We start from the raw sequence: 15,242 nt of genomic DNA, 5'->3' as shown, positions 1-15,242 counted from the left end.
TGATGTGTCGCGTTTCCGAATCGGAAAAGTGTTTCGACTGTTTCTGGAAACGCTCAAAAGGTCTGACCAAACCAAGGATGCCGGTGCGTCTCGCGCACCGGCATCATCGGACCGGGAGGGGGTGAGCAGATGATCGAACAGGTTCTCTATGCGGGCATAACCATCGTCGTCGGCGTTGGGTTCGCGTTTCTCTATTTCTGGGGCAGCAACTGGCTTCTGGACAAGGCGCTGTCGACCCAGGGGGTCGATAATGCGACCTCCATTCGCCGGGACCGCCTGCGCACGCGGGTCCGCCCGTGGCTCTTCCTGTTTCCGGCGCTGTTTTTTCTCACAGTCTACCTGATCTATCCGGTCTTCGAGACCATCCGGCTGACCTTCTTTGACAATGGCGGGCGCAATTTTGTCGGTATCTCGAACTGGATATGGGCGGTCAACAGCCCGCAATTCGTTCAATCGCTGATCAACAATGCTCTGTGGCTGATCGTGGTGCCCGCGGCCTCGACTGCATTCGGGCTGCTCGTGGCGGTTCTTGCCGACCGTCTCTGGTGGGGCAACATTGCCAAGTCGCTGGTCTTCATGCCCATGGCGATCTCCTTTGTGGGCGCGTCGGTGATCTGGAAGTTCATCTACGACTATCGCGGTAGCGGCGAGCAGATCGGGCTTCTCAACGCCATCGTGGTCGCGTTCGGCGGCGAGCCGCAGGCCTGGATCACCATTCCGTTCTGGAACAATTTCCTGCTCATGGTCATCCTCGTCTGGATCCAGACAGGGTTCGCCATGGTCATCCTGTCGGCGGCGCTGCGCGGCATTCCCGAGGAAACCCTGGAGGCCGCGCGTATCGACGGGGCCAGCGACATCAGGATCTTCTTTGACATCATGGTGCCCCAGATCCTGCCCACGATCCTGGTAGTCTGGACCACCATAACCATCGTCGTGCTCAAGATCTTCGACATCGTGCTGGCCATGACCGGGGGCCAGTGGAACACCCAGGTGCTCGCCAACTTCATGTACGACCAGATGTTCAGGGCCAACCATTTCGGGCACGGCTCGGTGGTCGCGCTCGTGATCATGATCGCCGTTCTGCCCGTGATGATCTGGAACATCCGCCAGGCCAACTCAGAACAGGGGACGCACTGATGGCTACCGTAACTCAGGCACGCCCGGCCGAGGCGGCACCCGCAACCAGCAGTTTGCTCTCAAGAGTTCGCGTCAGCCCCGGGCGGCTTGCCGCCCATGCCGCTCTCCTTCTGCTCGTTCTGATCTGGACGATCCCTACGTTCGGGCTCCTCGTCTCCTCGGTTCGCGACAAGGACCAGCTCGCAGTCTCGGGCTGGTGGACCTCGCTCACTACAGTCTCGCGTTCGGAAGCTGGCACGCTGGGCACCGCTGAGGATCAGGTCGAGGAGGGCGGGGGATACGTCATCCGCGGCAATATCCTCGCCGAGGGCTCCAATCAGGTGATCGAACGCTTCGGCACCTCGATCAACAATCCGGGCGAGTTCGAAGCTGGCACCACCGCGGAGATGCGCATCGGAGGCGAAATCACGGTCGAGCCGGACGGCACTTACGTGTGGAACTCCCCGACGGCCTTCGAGCATGACAGGGCACGGTTGTTCTATACTGCCGCCGTTCCGCCGCGCTTCACCTTCGAGAATTACACCGAAGTGCTCACGGCAGCGGGGATCGGACGCGCCTTCGTCAACTCTTTCACCGTCACCGTGCCGGCAACGATCATCCCCATCCTGATCGCGGCTTTCGCGGCCTATGCACTGGCCTGGATGCGGTTTCCCGGACGGGCGCTCCTGGTCGCGCTCATGGTGGGCCTGCTCGTGGTCCCGTTGCAGATGTCGCTGATCCCGCTTCTGCGCATGTACAACGGCATCGCCGGCACTTTCGGGGGCAATCCCAAATCCTATCTGGGCATATGGCTGGCGCATACCGCGTTCGGCCTGCCCCTGGCCATCTACCTGCTGCGTAACTATATGGCCGGCCTGCCCAGGGAAATCATGGAGTCGGCCCGGGTCGACGGGGCGTCGCACTTCAACATCTTCGTCACCATGGTGCTGCCGCTGTCCTTCCCGGCCCTGGCGTCCTTCGCCATCTTCCAGTTCCTGTGGGTCTGGAACGACCTGCTGGTGGCCATCGTCTTTCTGGGCCAGAGCCAGAACGAATTGGTGTTGACCGGCCAGCTGCGCGCGCTGCTCGGCTCGCGGGGCGACAACTGGGAAATCCTCACCGCCGGCGCCTTCGTCTCGATCACCGTACCGCTGATCGTGTTCTTCTCGCTCCAGCGCTACTTCGTGCGCGGGCTGCTGGCCGGATCGGTAAAAGGCGGCTGAGGCCGACCCCGTTGCCGGGCATGTCGAGGGCCGCTCCACTGGAGCGGCCCTTTTTCTCATCCTTGCCAAGCCCGGGTTCAGGCGAACAGCACGTCCCGGCTGATCGTCTGCGCGGTGACACCTTCGGCCAGATCGAACAGGGACGGGATGATGGTGCCTGAGACGGTACCCTGGTCGCACTGGCGGATCACTTCGGCCACCATGGCGCGCCCCGCCGAGCGCAGGGAGGACCGAACCAGCGTCACCACTCCTTCGATGGGCGCGAGGTTGAGATAGCGCAACTCATCGTGCATCGAAACCAGCATGGCATCCTCGCCCGGGGTCCGGCCCGCCCGAAGCAGGGCGGCATTGCCCTCGATCGCCATCAGGGTCGAGGAATAGACGAACGCGGTTATCGCCGGATCGGCCAGCGCGAGCTCGGTGAGCTGGAAGCCGGCCTCGCCCATGGGGTGCGTGCCCTCGAGCAGCACCGCGGTGTCGGGCGGAAGGTCCATGGCCAACAGCGCATCCTCCACCCCGCGCCGGCGCGCCGAAGCATAAAGGAACTGTTCGTCGCCATTTATGAAAGCGAACTTCCTGTGCCCGTTCTCGATCACCAGCTTGGCGATGTTGAAGAAATTGCCGTAATTGTCCACATCGACCCAGCCATAGCGCTCGGCGCGCGTGTCCCGCCCGTGCACCACGAAAGGAACGCCTGCCTCGAGCAGATAGTCGATCCTGGCGTCGTTGGGCCTGGGCAGGTCGACGATGAACCCGTCCACGCTGCGATCGGCCACGTAGCGCTCATAGGTCGCGATCTGCTGGGAAGGGACTTCGCTCGACATCACGATGTCGTACCGGCTCACACGCGCCTCGCGGAGCACGCCAGCCATCACCTCCACGAAGTGGGGGTCGGTGAACTTGTTCTCGTCGTCGGGCTGCACCCAGGCGATGGAATGGCTGCGCTGGGTCACAAGCCGCTGGGCGTTGCGGTTCGGGGTGTAGCCGATCCTGCGCGCCGCCTCGAACACCCTCTTGCGCGTCTTTTCCGAAACGTCGCCATACCCGTTCAGCGCCCGCGATATGGTGGTGATCGACAGGCCCAGCTCTGCCGAGACGTCCTTGATCGTGACGTTCCGGCTTCCGGCTCCCGGGGCCCGCCGCGCCCGTCGCCCCGTGTCTGGCATGCTCTGGTTCTCCTCCGCGCCACGGGTTGGGTGGCGCTGCTCAAGGGCTTTTTCCTGCCCCGTTCTGCCGAGACTTATACCGCCAAGCACCGTCCCTGCCAATTTTATCGAGTGCTGTTGACGCGCCCGCTTCCGCCCGCGTATGCCTATATCTCCAAAACGTTTTGGTCAACGACAGCGAACCGCTCGGGTTCCGCCGCGCAGAATGGGAAAACACCATCCAAGCGGCCGCTTGCGGTTCCGCGTTCCAGGGGAGGGCTTGCCGGAAATGAGTCATTTTGCGCCTGCCGCCATGCACGTCCTGCACCCGGCAGACACCTCTCCGGTCGGCACGGACTGGTGGCGCGGCGCCGTGATCTACCAGATCTATCCCCGCTCGTTCCAGGACCACAACGGGGATGGCATCGGCGATCTCGTCGGGATCACGTCGCGCCTGGAGTATGTCGCCGATCTGGGGGTGGATGCCATCTGGCTCTCTCCGGTTTTCACCTCGCCGATGAAGGATTTCGGATACGACGTCTCGAATTATCGCGACATCGACCCCAGCTTCGGCTCGCTCGAGGATTTCGACCGGCTGGTGGAGAAAGCGCATGCGCTCGGGCTCAAGGTCATCATCGACCAGGTGATCTCCCACACCTCGGATCGCCATCCCTGGTTTGCCGAAAGCCGGGTATCACGGACCAATGAGCGGGCCGACTGGTACGTCTGGGCCGATCCCCGCCCAGACGGCACCCCGCCCAACAACTGGCTCTCGATCTTCGGCGGCTCGGCCTGGCAGTGGGACGGCCGCCGCATGCAGTACTATCTGCATAACTTCCTTGCGGCCCAGCCCGATCTCAACTTCCACAACGGGGATGTCCAGGACGCCGTTCTCGCCGATATGCGGTTCTGGCTCGAGCGCGGCGTGGACGGGTTTCGACTGGACACCGTCAATTTCTATTTTCACTCTCCTGGGCTGGAAAACAATCCTCCGATCGGCACGGAAAATTACAGCGCCGCTATGGCGCCGGCGGTCAATCCCTACAATCTCCAGGACCATGTGCACGACAAGAGTCGTCCGGACAACATAGCGTTTCTCAAGCGCTTGCGGGCTCTGATCGAGGAGTATCCGGGGCGTGCGACCGTGGGCGAAATCGGCGATGCCCAGCGTCAGCTCGAACTTATGGCCGCCTACACCTCCGGCGATGACATGCTGCATATGTGCTATACGTTCGACTATCTCGGTGGGCAGTATTCGGCCCCCTATTTCCGATCTGCCATGTCCGCGCTTGAAGCCGAAGCGCCCCAGGGTTGGGTATGCCTCGCCTTTTCCAACCACGATGTAGTGCGTCACGTTTCCCGCTGGGCGCCGCACGGCTTTGAGGATCTGGTCACCCGGCAGGCCGCGCTGCTGCTCATGACCATGCGCGGCTCGGTGTGCCTTTATCAGGGCGAGGAGCTGGGCCTGACCGAAGCTGAACTGGCCTTCGAGGATCTGGTCGACCCCTACGGCATCGAATTCTGGCCCGAGTTCAAGGGCCGGGATGGCTGCCGGACGCCGATGGTGTGGCAGGCCCATGGCCACAATGGCGGCTTTTCGGCCGCAAACCGCACATGGCTGCCCGTGCCCGCTCAGCATCTGCACGCCGCAGTCGACCAGCAGGAGCACGTCGCCAACTCGTTTCTCTCCTTCTACCGGTCCGTTCTGGCCTTCCGCCGGCAGCACCCGGCACTGGTCAAGGGCGATCTGACGCTGATCGAGAACACGCCCGAACCCGTTCTGGCGTTCACCCGCACCCTGGGGGAGGAGACCCTCGTGTGCGTCTACAACATGAGCGCAGAGCCTATGACGTTCGAACTGGAGACCCTGGGGGGCGTGGCGGACGCCGGCGCGCCGGGTTCGGATGCCCGGGTCGATGGCAATACGTTGAGTTTCGGGCCATTCGGCGCCTATATTGGAACCATGAAATAAAAGAAGCGCAAACCAAGCCTTCCGGGAGGGGAAATGTCTGATCTCAAGATCACCAATCTATTCAAGAGGTACGGTAACGTTGAAGTCCTCAAGGACATCAACCTCGACATAAAGTCGGGCGAGTTCGTCGTCTTCGTTGGCCCCTCCGGGTGCGGCAAGTCCACCCTGCTGCGGACCATCTCGGGGCTGGAGTCCATTACCTCGGGCAAGCTCGAAATCGGGGGGCGTGTCGTCAACGAAGTGGCGCCGTCCAAGCGCGGCATCGCCATGGTCTTCCAGTCCTATGCGCTCTATCCGCACATGACCGTGTTCGACAACATGGCCTATTCGCTCAAGCTCCAGCGCCTTCCCAAGGACGAGATCAAGACGCTGGTGGACCGGGCCGCCGGCATGCTCCAGCTCGAGCCCTATCTCGAACGCCTGCCCAAGGCCCTCTCGGGTGGCCAGCGTCAGCGCGTGGCGATCGGACGCGCGATCGTGCGCAACCCGCAGGTCTTCCTGTTCGACGAGCCGCTCTCGAACCTGGACGCCGCCCTGCGCGTGGCGACCCGAATGGAAATTGCCAAGCTCAAGGAATCCCTGCCCGAAACCACCATGATCTACGTCACCCACGATCAGGTCGAGGCCATGACGCTGGCCGACCGGATCGTCGTGCTCAAGGATGGCGTGGTGATGCAGGTAGGCACTCCCATGGAGCTCTACGAAAATCCCCAGTCGCTTTTCGTGGCGGGCTTTATCGGCAGCCCCAAGATGAACCTGCTCACCGGCCGGCATGCCGAGCATCACCAGGCCCATACCGTTGGCGTGCGCCCCGAGCACCTGGACGTCGTCGACAAGGGCGTGTGGACGGGCAAGGTCATCTACTCGGAGGATTTGGGATCCGACAGCTATCTCTATGTCGATATCGGTGCCGATGAGCCGGTTATCGTCAGGCAGGATGGCAAGACCAGTCATCGTGCGGGCGCCCAGGTCTCGTTCTCGCCCAAGGACGATCTCTATCACCGCTTCGACCAGAGCGGCCGGCCCATCTCCGGGCGCATCTCGGCCCCAGCGGCGGCCGCGCCCACGGCGTCCGATCTGGCCGAGCCTGTCGACCCCCGCAAACAGGGCGAGCCCGATGCGGGCGTGGTCGGCGGGGCAGGCGGGGTCGCCATGCCGGCTGACGACAAGAGCCGATAAAGCGTTTCCCGGAAAGGTGAGAACACTTTTCCGGGATGGCTTTATAGTCGGCTCTCGGCCGCGGAACTGCTCTGGGACATCCGGCCGGTGCGCGCCAAAAAGATCACCGGCAGGATGCCGATCGCCACGATGATGACCGCAGCCAGCGCCGCTTCCTCATAGGTGCCGCGCGCCGCTTCCCCGTAGAGCAGGGACGAAAGGCTCTCGAAATTGAGCGGGCGCAGCAGCAGCGTTGCCGGCAGCTCCTTCATGCAGTCCACAAAGACCAGCAATCCCGCCGCGGTCAGAGCCGTGCGGGAGAGCGGCAGGTGGACCCGGGCCAGCGAGCCGGTCGCCGTATGGCCCAGCGTGCGCGCGGCATGGTCGTAAGAGAGCGGAATGCGGCTCAGCCCCGCCTCGATCCCGCCGCTGGCGATGGCGAGGAAGCGCGCCGCGTAGGCGTAGACCAGCGCGGCGCCCGAGCCGATCATCAGCAGGCCCGTGGAATAGCCGAACAGCTCGCGCATCGACTGGTCCACGAACCGGTCGAACGCCGCCACGGGAATGAGAATGCCGATGCCCAGCACCGTGCCCGGAACCGCATAGCCCAGCGCGGAAATGCGGGCCAGTGCGTCGGTCGCCGCGCCCGGGCGCAGGCGGGCTGCATAGGCGACGCCAAAGCCTGCCACCAGCACGACCAGCGTCGCGGTCGCGGACATGGTGACAGTGTTGATCGTGGCCCGCACGATATAGGGGGAGACCCCGGCGAACTGCACGCGCTCGATCGCCGCGAGGACCAGATAAAGCGCCGGGCCGAGAAACCCGATGACGATCGGGATCGACCCGATCGATAGGGCCAGCCATCCACGCCATCCGCGCAGCCGGGTGGGCGTCATTGTCCGGGCGCGCTGGGCGCTGTGGGCGTAGCGTTGCTGCCGGCGCGCCATCCGCTCGAGCAGGATCAGCGTCACCACGAAGACTAGCATCGCCGTGGCGATCTGGGCCGCGCCGGTCAGGTCCGTGCGCACGATCCAGGTGGTGTAGACCGAAGCGGTAAGGGTGCGCACGCCGAGAAACTGCGAGGCCCCCACATCGTTGAGCGCTTCCATCAGCGCAAGGCTCACCCCGACGGCGATGGCCGGGCGCGCCAGCGGCAGGGCGACGCGCCAGAAGACCGCTGAGCGGCCCACCCCGAGCGTGCGCGCCACCTCCACGAGATTGGAGGCCTGGGTCAGGAACATCGCCCGCGTGGTCAGATACACATAGGGGTAGAGCACGAAACCAAAGAGCACGATCGCCCCCCACATCGTTCGGATGTCGGGCAGGCGGAAATCGCGCGGGCTGGAATAGCCCAGGATGGCCCGGATTGTGTCCTGTATCCAGCCCAGCGGGCTGAGCACGTCCATATAGGCGTAGGCCATGATGTAGGTGGGCACCGCGAGGGGCAGGAGCAGCGCCCATTCGAGAATGCCCCGGCCCGGGAAGCTGTAGGCGGTCACCAGCCAGGCGGTGCCCGTTCCTATGATGGTCACCAGAATTCCGGTGCCGATCAAAAGGGTAAGCGTGTTCCTGGTCGCCTGCGGCAGCACGTTGGCCACCACATGGGACCAGAGCGTGCCGGTGTTCCCCACGGCGGTCAGCGCGATGGTCAGGACCGGAAGCAGCGCCAGCGCCGCCACGATAACGGAAAAAACGACCCACCCGTTGAGGGTGAATCGCGACCGCGACCGGGGTTTGGTGTAGGTGACCAGCGCCATCGGCAATGAAGGTGGCGGGCCGGACCCGCCACCCTTAACTCCTCGTCTGGCTCAGTTCTCGAACGTATCGAAATTGAGCCGGTCGACGATCTCGCTCGCCGTGGTGCGGTGCGGCAGGATATCGGTCAACGACAGCGTGTCGGGCACGATCTCGCCGAACGAGGCCACGATCGGGTGCGGCTCGCCGGTTTCGGTGATCGGGTGCTCGAAATTGGCTTCCGCGTACAGCTTCTGGGCTTCGTCCGAGACCAGGAATTCGAGAAGCTGGATGGCTTCGTCCCGGTTAGGAGCGTGGGCCGCAACACCGGCGCCGGTGACGTTCACATGCGTGCCGCCGTCCTCGAAGGTCGGGACAACGACGTCGATTTCGTCAGCCCACGCCACCTGCTCTGCTCCGCCGCCGCCGCTCTTCATGCGCCCGACATAGTAGGAATTGCCCACGGCGATATCGCAGATACCGGCCGCGATGTCGCGCGCGCCGTCACGGTCGCCGCCGGCTGCGGGACGGGCCTGATTGGCCTTGAGCCCGGCGAGCCATTCTTCCCCGGCTTCTTCACCATGATGGGCGATATAGGCCGCGAAAAGCGCCGTGTTGTAGGGGTGCTGGCCCGAACGGATGCACAGACGACCCTGCCACTCTTCATCGGCAAGCGCTTCATAGGTGATTGCGTCGAGCTCGAGATCGCGTGCGGCATAAACGATGCGCGCGCGGCCCGAAAGCGCAAACCAGTTGCCTTCGGGATCGCGCATGGCTTCCGGAACGGCGGATTCGAGCACGTCGGATTCGATCGACTGGGTCAGGCCCTGGTCGACGAGGTCGATCAGGGCGCCGAAGTCCACCGTCATCAGGATGTCGGCGGGTGAGCTTTCGCCCTCGGCCATCACGCGCTCGGCAATGCCGTCCTGCAGGAAGACCGTGTTGGCGGCAATGCCGGTTTCGGCGGTGAACGCTTCGAGAATCGGCTGGATCAGGCCCGGCTCACGGGTGGTGTAGATGTTGACTTCCTGGGACAGCGCAGGCGCGGCCGCTCCCATGGCAATCAGGCTGGCGGCCGCAATGGACCGAAAACGGATGGGTGTCGTCACGATTGTCTCCTTGGCAATGCGTAGGCGGCAGAAAAGACTTGGTGTTCCTCGAGGTGGGTCACGCTTTGCATAGTGGAGTGAAGCAATCAAGTATAATCGAACAAGTTTGGAACCGTTCTAAACTATTGGAAAATCATGAAAACCCGGCTCCCGCACTGCTGATCGGATTCCGGTAGATCGCGCAAGGCGCTAGCCCCGGGGCAGGGCGGCCCGTGCGGACTCATCGTCGGCAAAGACCAGAACATGGTCCGGATTGACGCCAATGCGCACGTCGCCGCCGATTGAGACCCCGCAGCGCTCGGATGTGCGCATTACCAGCGGATCGGCAAGTCCCTCGACCGCAAGCGTCACCTCCTCGATCTCGCCCAGAAGCACGCGCCGGGTCACCTTGGCGGCGATTCCCGCCTCGTCGAGCACCACCGCCTGCGGGCGCACATAGAGAAACACCGGGCCCGAACTGCCGCAGGGCGCGGCGAACCGGCCCAGCGGGCTGTCCAGCCAGTCGCCCGAACGCCGCGCGGGGATGCGGTTGACCCGTGAGAAGAACTCTGCGGCATAGGCCGTCTGGGGGTAGGTGTAGATCGCATCGCCCGTACCGGTCTCGATGACCTTGCCCTTGCGCATGAGCACGACCTTGTCGCCCAGTGACAGGGCTTCCTCGGGGTCGTGGGTCACGATGATCGCTGTGGTGCCCAGGGATCGCAGTACGGAGACCGTTTCCTGGCGGATCGTGTCCCGCAGCCGGCTGTCGAGATTGGAGAAGGGCTCATCCATCAGCATGACCTGGGGCTGCGGCGCAAGCGCGCGCGCCAGCGCCACGCGCTGCTGCTCGCCGCCCGAGAGCATGTGTGGATAACGGTCCGCCAGCGCGGCGATACCCAGCCTGTCCAGCGTCTGGTCGGTCCGCTCGCCGGCGACCTTGCGTCCGAGCTTGCGCAGCCCGAAAAGGATGTTCTGGCGCGCGGTCAGGTGGGGAAAGAGCGCATAGTCCTGAAACATGAACCCGATATTGCGATTCTCGGGCTCGACGAACACATCGCTCGCCGTCACCGGATGGCCGTAAAGGGCCAGAGCGCCGCTGTCGATATCCTCGACCCCGGCGATGGCGCGCAAAAGCGTGGACTTTCCGCAGCCGGACTGGCCAACGAGGCAGGCGATCTCGCCCTGCGCGATCTCGAGCGAGACGTTGTCGAGCGCCTGAACCGCACCGAAACGCCGCGAGACTGACGCAATGGATACGGCGGCTGCGAGACTGACCTTCACGGCATGGGCTCCTGGCCGGTTGTGAGAGCTGAGGGGCCAAACAGGACGAAGTTGAGAGCCAGTGTCAAGTTCTGAACGCGGGCCGCGACGTCACGTCCCCGTGGCCGCCACCAGCACCGCGGGAATGGTCAGCGTCATCAGCGCCCCGCTGTCGCTGGCCGGGCTGATCGTGAACGTGCACGCATTGGCCGCCACCAGCGACCGGGTCAGGGTCAGCCCGATGCTCGAGCGCATGGGCTGGCGCTGGGTGCCGTCCGCATTCTCGCCGTCCCGGAAAACCACGAACTGCTCGAGCAGGGCGTTGGGGGCCTTCTGGGTATCGCGCACATGGACCGAGACCGAGCCGTCGTCCTCGGCCTGGGCTGAAAGCACCACTTTGCCCCCCGCCGGGCTTTCGGCGATGGCGCTGGCCAGCATGTTCAGAACGGCCTGGCGCAGGGTGGCCCTGTCCGCGCGCACGACCGGCAGGCGCTCGGAAATGGCGCTGCGCAGCAACACCCGCGCCGAGCCCGCCTGCGCGCGGATGCGCATCACGCATTCCTCGAGCAGTTCTGAAAGGTCGAGTTCGCCCACCGGCAACCTGGTCCTGCGATCCGACACCCTCAGGAACTCGTCGAGCTCGTCGGCCAGGTCCGAGACGGCCTGGCCCGCCGAGACGATGTCGCGCGCATAGTCGAGATAGCGCGGATGAAGCGGGCCGTACGTCTGCTCCACCAACAGTTCGGAAAACCCCGAAATGGTGTTGAGCGGCCGACGCAACTCGCGTCCGATCCGGGAGATTGCGCCATGGGAGAGGCCGCCGTCGCGTTCCTCGTCGAGCCCCGCGGGCATGATCGATCCGAAATAGCCGGCAACGACGCCCGCCCTGCCTTCGGCAAACACGGTCACGACGTCGCCCCGGCGCCGGCCCGAAAGCCGGGTCCCGGGCCGCTCGGTGTCCGCATAGCGTGCGGGCAGCGCCAGAAAGCGCATCAGGGCTCCCGCATCGGACGGGTTCACCGCCTCGGTGAGCGGCCTGCCGACCACGAGGTCCGGCGGGCTCTCCTTGCCGGATTCGACAACCGTGGTGATCCTGCCCGTGCGGTCGGTCTGGAAAAACGTGCCACCGAGCAGCCGCGCCTGCAGCGCCGCGAATGTCCTGATCTCGGTTTCCCTGTAAGACACCGGATCGGCCTGTCGCGCCGAGAGCATGAAGGCCTGCCGTCCCTGCCAGGTCACGGTCTGGAGCCGGGCGGATACGGCCAGCCGCTGGCCGTCCCGGCGCAGGATATGGGTCATCGGGCCGGCGGTTTCCCGCTCGTCGGCATTGGGGAAGATGACGCCGGGCCCCTTGCTCCGCAGCAGCGAGGCGTTCTCGTATCCGGTCATGTCGAGCATGGCCCGGTTGACGAACACCGTGTCCTGATCGCGAAAGATCATGATGCCCATGGGCACCCGGTTGAGCACCAGTGCCGCATCCGAGAGTGTGACCAGCTCACCCCCGGCCTGTGGCGAAGCCTCAAGGGGAGCTTCGCCCGCCGCTGGCGCATCGGCATTTGGCGCTGCGAACGCCTTCTCGCTGTCCCGGCCCACACGCTCGCCCAGAATGCGCGAAAGCTCTTCGAAATTGTACCGCGCCGCCGGATCGAGGCGCGCGGGTTCGTCGGCCGTGGTCCCGGCGCTGGGCTCCGGATCGACGCGTTCAACGCCCGTTTCTGTTGCGCCCGAATCAGGCGTTTCCGGCGCCTCCTCGACGTCCGGGGCTTCGGGCGTGCCTATGTCTTGCGCCTCGGGTTCGGGCCCGGGCGTGCCGAAGAGCCCGCGGCCCGTGATTCTCCACAGGCGGTGTCTGGACGCGGGCGCTTCCTCCAGATCGTCCCGGATGAAGGCCGCCTCATCGTCTTCCGGATCGGGTCCGGGGATGTTCTCGCCGCCGGGCGCGCGCTCTGTCGCACCGTCCCCGGCTGTGTCGGGCTCACGATCGTGCTCGGCGTCCGGCGGCTCGACATACCCCTCGTCCGAGCCGGCAAGCGCCAGCGGCGCATCGCTGCCGGCCTCATCGGACGGGGCCGGATCGGCGGGCGCAGGCTCCTCTGCGCCTTCGGTGGTGTCCACGGCGGGCGGCAAGGGCGCGTCGTCGCTGGAATCGAGCGGCTCGTAAAGCCGTGTCTCGCGCGCCAGCTTGTCCACCAGCGCACCCAGCCCGCTGCGGGAGGTCTGAGGGGGCGTGGGGGCAGGGGCGTCCTGCTCGTCCGGCTCGTCACCGGCGGCCGGCGCATTCTCGTGATCGTCCTGATCGGCTTCTGGCGCATCCAGAGCCTCCACGATCGGGCCCGACCCATCATCCGCGTCCGGAGGACTTTGGTCCTGTGCATCCGGCGCCAATCCTTCCATCGGCGTTGGCGGTTGCGGCTCCTGCCGCGCCCCGATGCCCGCCGCCTCGCGCACGGTCTCGGCGATCGGCTCGACGGCGACGACGAGCAGATGCACCCCGGATTCACCCAGGCCAACAGGCGTGCACAGGCAACTGGCGGATAGCGGCTTGCGACCGGCGATGAACTGGAGCCGGCTCATCATGGGCTGGCCAAGCAGGCCCAGCCGCAGGATGCGGTTGATCTGGCCCTTGATGGGGTGCGGATCGGACGCACGCCTGAGCTCGCCCGCAACAAGGCGCGCCCCGAACAGGCCGGCGGCGGCGTTGGCCCATACCAGTTCGCTTCCGGTCGGGGACCAGAGCCAGGCCGGACGCGGGTCGTCCTTAAGGGCCTTGACCGCTTGGGAAGCGGGTGCCGATGTCCAATCCTGGGCCATCCGTCCTCTGACTCGTGCCTCTCCGCTCTCTAGCGCCCGATATGTCCCGGAATGGGACGAATAATGGGCAATGGTGAGCTTTTCTTAAATATAGGTGCGCACGAGCCGGGTCTATCGCCAGAGGCTGATCGGGCACCGCAGATTGCCGTGATGGTTAAGGTCGGCACGGCGCGTTCATGGGTGAAATCGGGTCTTGTCATGGCAACGATCTCGACCTATGGTCCGCCCCGTTCCGCGCCGGACTTTGTTCGCGTGATGACTGTGTCTGCCGCCTTAGCTCAGTTGGTTAGAGCGCTAGATTGTGGATCTAGAGGTCCCCCGTTCAATCCGGGGAGGCGGTACCACCACCCCATCATGTTTGGTCACAGGACAACCACCCGCGCGCCGACCGGAACGCGGCCGTAAAGGTCGACCACATCCTCATTGGTCATCCGGATGCAGCCCGAGGACACCGAACGGCCCACCGTCCAGGGCTCGTTGGTGCCATGGATCCGATAGAGCGTCGAGCCGAGATAGAGCGCGCGGGCGCCCATCGGATTGTTCGGTCCGCCTTCCATGAATGTGGGCAGCCCGGGCTGGCGGGCGTGCATTTCCGCCGGCGGCGTCCAGCTCGGCCATTCGCGCTTGGCCGTCACCCTATGGGTGCCGCTCCACGCAAATCCGGTGCGCGCCACCCCGATTCCATAGCGCATGGCTTTCCCGTTCCCCAGAACAAGGTAGAGGAAATGCCGGCCGGTCTCGACCACCACCGTGCCCGCGGGGTGCGAGGTGGGGTAGTCCACGGCCTGGCGCAGATATTTGGGGTGGCTGATATAGTCGGCCTGGTAGGCCAGCGCGTGCGCGGGCCGCTCCTGGGTCAGCGCCATGCCCGCCGGCGGGCCGAACATGGCGTCCATGAACCCGCGCCCCGAGGCCTGGGCTGGCGAAACCGCCAGCGCAAACAGCGCCATGATGAGTAATGTCCTGCCTGCCATGAGGATGACCCCGTCCCTGTCCATTCGATCCCGACCCTAGGGTGGACGGGGAAAATTTTGCGTCAAATGGGATGGTTAATCCGGGCTTGATCGCTATGGTCGACGCATCGTTAACGGGGGATCGCGATTCCATGAGCGAGCCACACGCGCCAGATATCGTGCGCTGTCCCTGGGCGGGCAGCGATCCGCTCTATGTCGCCTATCACGATACCGAATGGGGTTTTCCCGTCGCCAACGATACGCGGCTTTTCGAAAAGCTCTGCCTTGAGGGCTTCCAGTCCGGGCTGAGCTGGCTCACGATCCTGAGAAAGCGCGAGAACTTCCGGGCCGGTTTTGCCGGCTTCGATATCGAGGCGGTGGCCCGGTTTAGCGAAGATGACGTCGCGCGCCTTCTGGCCGATGCTGGCATCGTCCGGCACCGGGGCAAGATCCAGTCCACCATCAACAATGCCAGGCGGGCGCTCGAGTTGCGCGCCGAGTTCGGCTCGCTCGCTGCCTATTTCTGGCGTTTCGAGCCCCACCCCGACACGAGGCCGGAGCGCCTGGACTGGGACACCCTGCGCACGCTGGCGATGACCGACGCGTCCAGGGCGCTGTCCAAGGACCTCAAGAAGCGTGGATTCTCGTTCGTGGGTCCGACCACGTGCTACGCCTTCATGCAGGCCATGGGCATGGTCAACGACCACATCGAAGGCTGCCACTGCCGGCCGGCGGTGGAGGCCGCGCGGGCGGCGTTCACCCGCCCGGCCTGAAGTCTC

At 64.8% G+C, this 15,242-nt stretch carries 11 protein-coding genes and 1 tRNA gene; 6 read left to right on the top strand and 6 right to left on the bottom strand.

Annotation, left to right across the window (positions count from 1 at the left end; genetic code table 11):
- Window positions 1-132 precede the first annotated feature (132 nt).
- Together EO136_RS12970 and EO136_RS12965 are read left to right on the top strand one after the other, a co-directional pair.
- Entirely contained in the window at window positions 133-1,137 is a 1,005-nt protein-coding gene (locus tag EO136_RS12970; protein ID WP_206513331.1) for a carbohydrate ABC transporter permease, read from the top strand.
- Window positions 1,137-2,339, top strand: a complete 1,203-nt coding sequence (locus tag EO136_RS12965) for a carbohydrate ABC transporter permease (RefSeq protein WP_127144818.1) — start codon at window positions 1,137-1,139, stop codon at window positions 2,337-2,339. The genes EO136_RS12970 and EO136_RS12965 overlap by 1 nt, the downstream gene beginning before the upstream one ends.
- A gap of 77 nt (window positions 2,340-2,416) precedes the next feature.
- On the opposite strand, the gene EO136_RS12960 is transcribed toward EO136_RS12965, so the two are convergent.
- Window positions 2,417-3,505: a LacI family DNA-binding transcriptional regulator gene (locus tag EO136_RS12960; protein ID WP_127144817.1), complete on the bottom strand. Its 1,089-nt coding sequence runs from the start codon at window positions 3,503-3,505 to the stop codon at window positions 2,417-2,419.
- A 268-nt stretch (window positions 3,506-3,773) separates the two neighbouring features.
- Here EO136_RS12960 and bglA point away from each other — a divergent pair, with 268 nt between their 5' ends.
- Both bglA and EO136_RS12950 read left to right on the top strand, forming a co-directional pair.
- Window positions 3,774-5,456 carry a beta-galactosidase BglA gene (bglA, locus tag EO136_RS12955; RefSeq protein WP_127144816.1) on the top strand — a complete coding sequence of 561 codons (1,683 nt, stop codon included), beginning with the start codon at window positions 3,774-3,776 and terminating at the stop codon, window positions 5,454-5,456.
- 33 nt (window positions 5,457-5,489) lie between these two features.
- Window positions 5,490-6,635, top strand: a complete 1,146-nt coding sequence (locus EO136_RS12950) for an ABC transporter ATP-binding protein (RefSeq protein WP_127144815.1) — start codon at window positions 5,490-5,492, stop codon at window positions 6,633-6,635.
- Window positions 6,636-6,676: 41 nt separating this feature from the next.
- On the opposite strand, the gene EO136_RS12945 is transcribed toward EO136_RS12950, so the two are convergent.
- The 4 genes from EO136_RS12945 to EO136_RS12930 form a co-directional block, all read right to left on the bottom strand.
- Window positions 6,677-8,371: an ABC transporter permease gene (locus EO136_RS12945; protein ID WP_127144814.1), complete on the bottom strand. Its 1,695-nt coding sequence runs from the start codon at window positions 8,369-8,371 to the stop codon at window positions 6,677-6,679.
- A 51-nt stretch (window positions 8,372-8,422) separates the two neighbouring features.
- The gene (locus EO136_RS12940; RefSeq protein ID WP_127144878.1) at window positions 8,423-9,406 is read right to left on the bottom strand and encodes an extracellular solute-binding protein; all 984 of its coding nucleotides are present in this window, start codon (window positions 9,404-9,406) and stop codon (window positions 8,423-8,425) included.
- 240 nt (window positions 9,407-9,646) lie between these two features.
- Entirely contained in the window at window positions 9,647-10,720 is a 1,074-nt protein-coding gene (locus EO136_RS12935; protein WP_127144813.1) for an ABC transporter ATP-binding protein, read from the bottom strand.
- A 90-nt stretch (window positions 10,721-10,810) separates the two neighbouring features.
- Window positions 10,811-13,510, bottom strand: a complete 2,700-nt coding sequence (locus EO136_RS12930; protein WP_127144812.1) for an ATP-binding protein — start codon at window positions 13,508-13,510, stop codon at window positions 10,811-10,813.
- A 267-nt stretch (window positions 13,511-13,777) separates the two neighbouring features.
- Between EO136_RS12930 and EO136_RS12925 the strand changes: the two genes are divergently transcribed.
- A tRNA-His gene (locus tag EO136_RS12925) sits at window positions 13,778-13,854 on the top strand.
- A gap of 18 nt (window positions 13,855-13,872) precedes the next feature.
- Here the strand turns inward: EO136_RS12925 and EO136_RS12920 are convergent.
- Window positions 13,873-14,508 (bottom strand): L,D-transpeptidase, encoded by a 636-nt coding sequence (locus EO136_RS12920; protein ID WP_127144811.1) that lies wholly within the window; start codon window positions 14,506-14,508, stop codon window positions 13,873-13,875.
- Window positions 14,509-14,615: 107 nt separating this feature from the next.
- Here EO136_RS12920 and EO136_RS12915 point away from each other — a divergent pair, with 107 nt between their 5' ends.
- Window positions 14,616-15,236, top strand: coding sequence for a DNA-3-methyladenine glycosylase I (locus tag EO136_RS12915; RefSeq protein ID WP_127144810.1), 621 nt, complete (start codon window positions 14,616-14,618; stop codon window positions 15,234-15,236).
- Window positions 15,237-15,242 lie beyond the last annotated feature (6 nt).

The organism is Pelagibacterium montanilacus, from assembly GCF_003992665.1.
Lineage (GTDB): Bacteria > Pseudomonadota > Alphaproteobacteria > Rhizobiales > Devosiaceae > Pelagibacterium > Pelagibacterium montanilacus.
The sequence above is the reverse complement of the archived record's forward strand: the minus strand, read 5'-3'. Positions and strand labels throughout refer to the sequence as shown.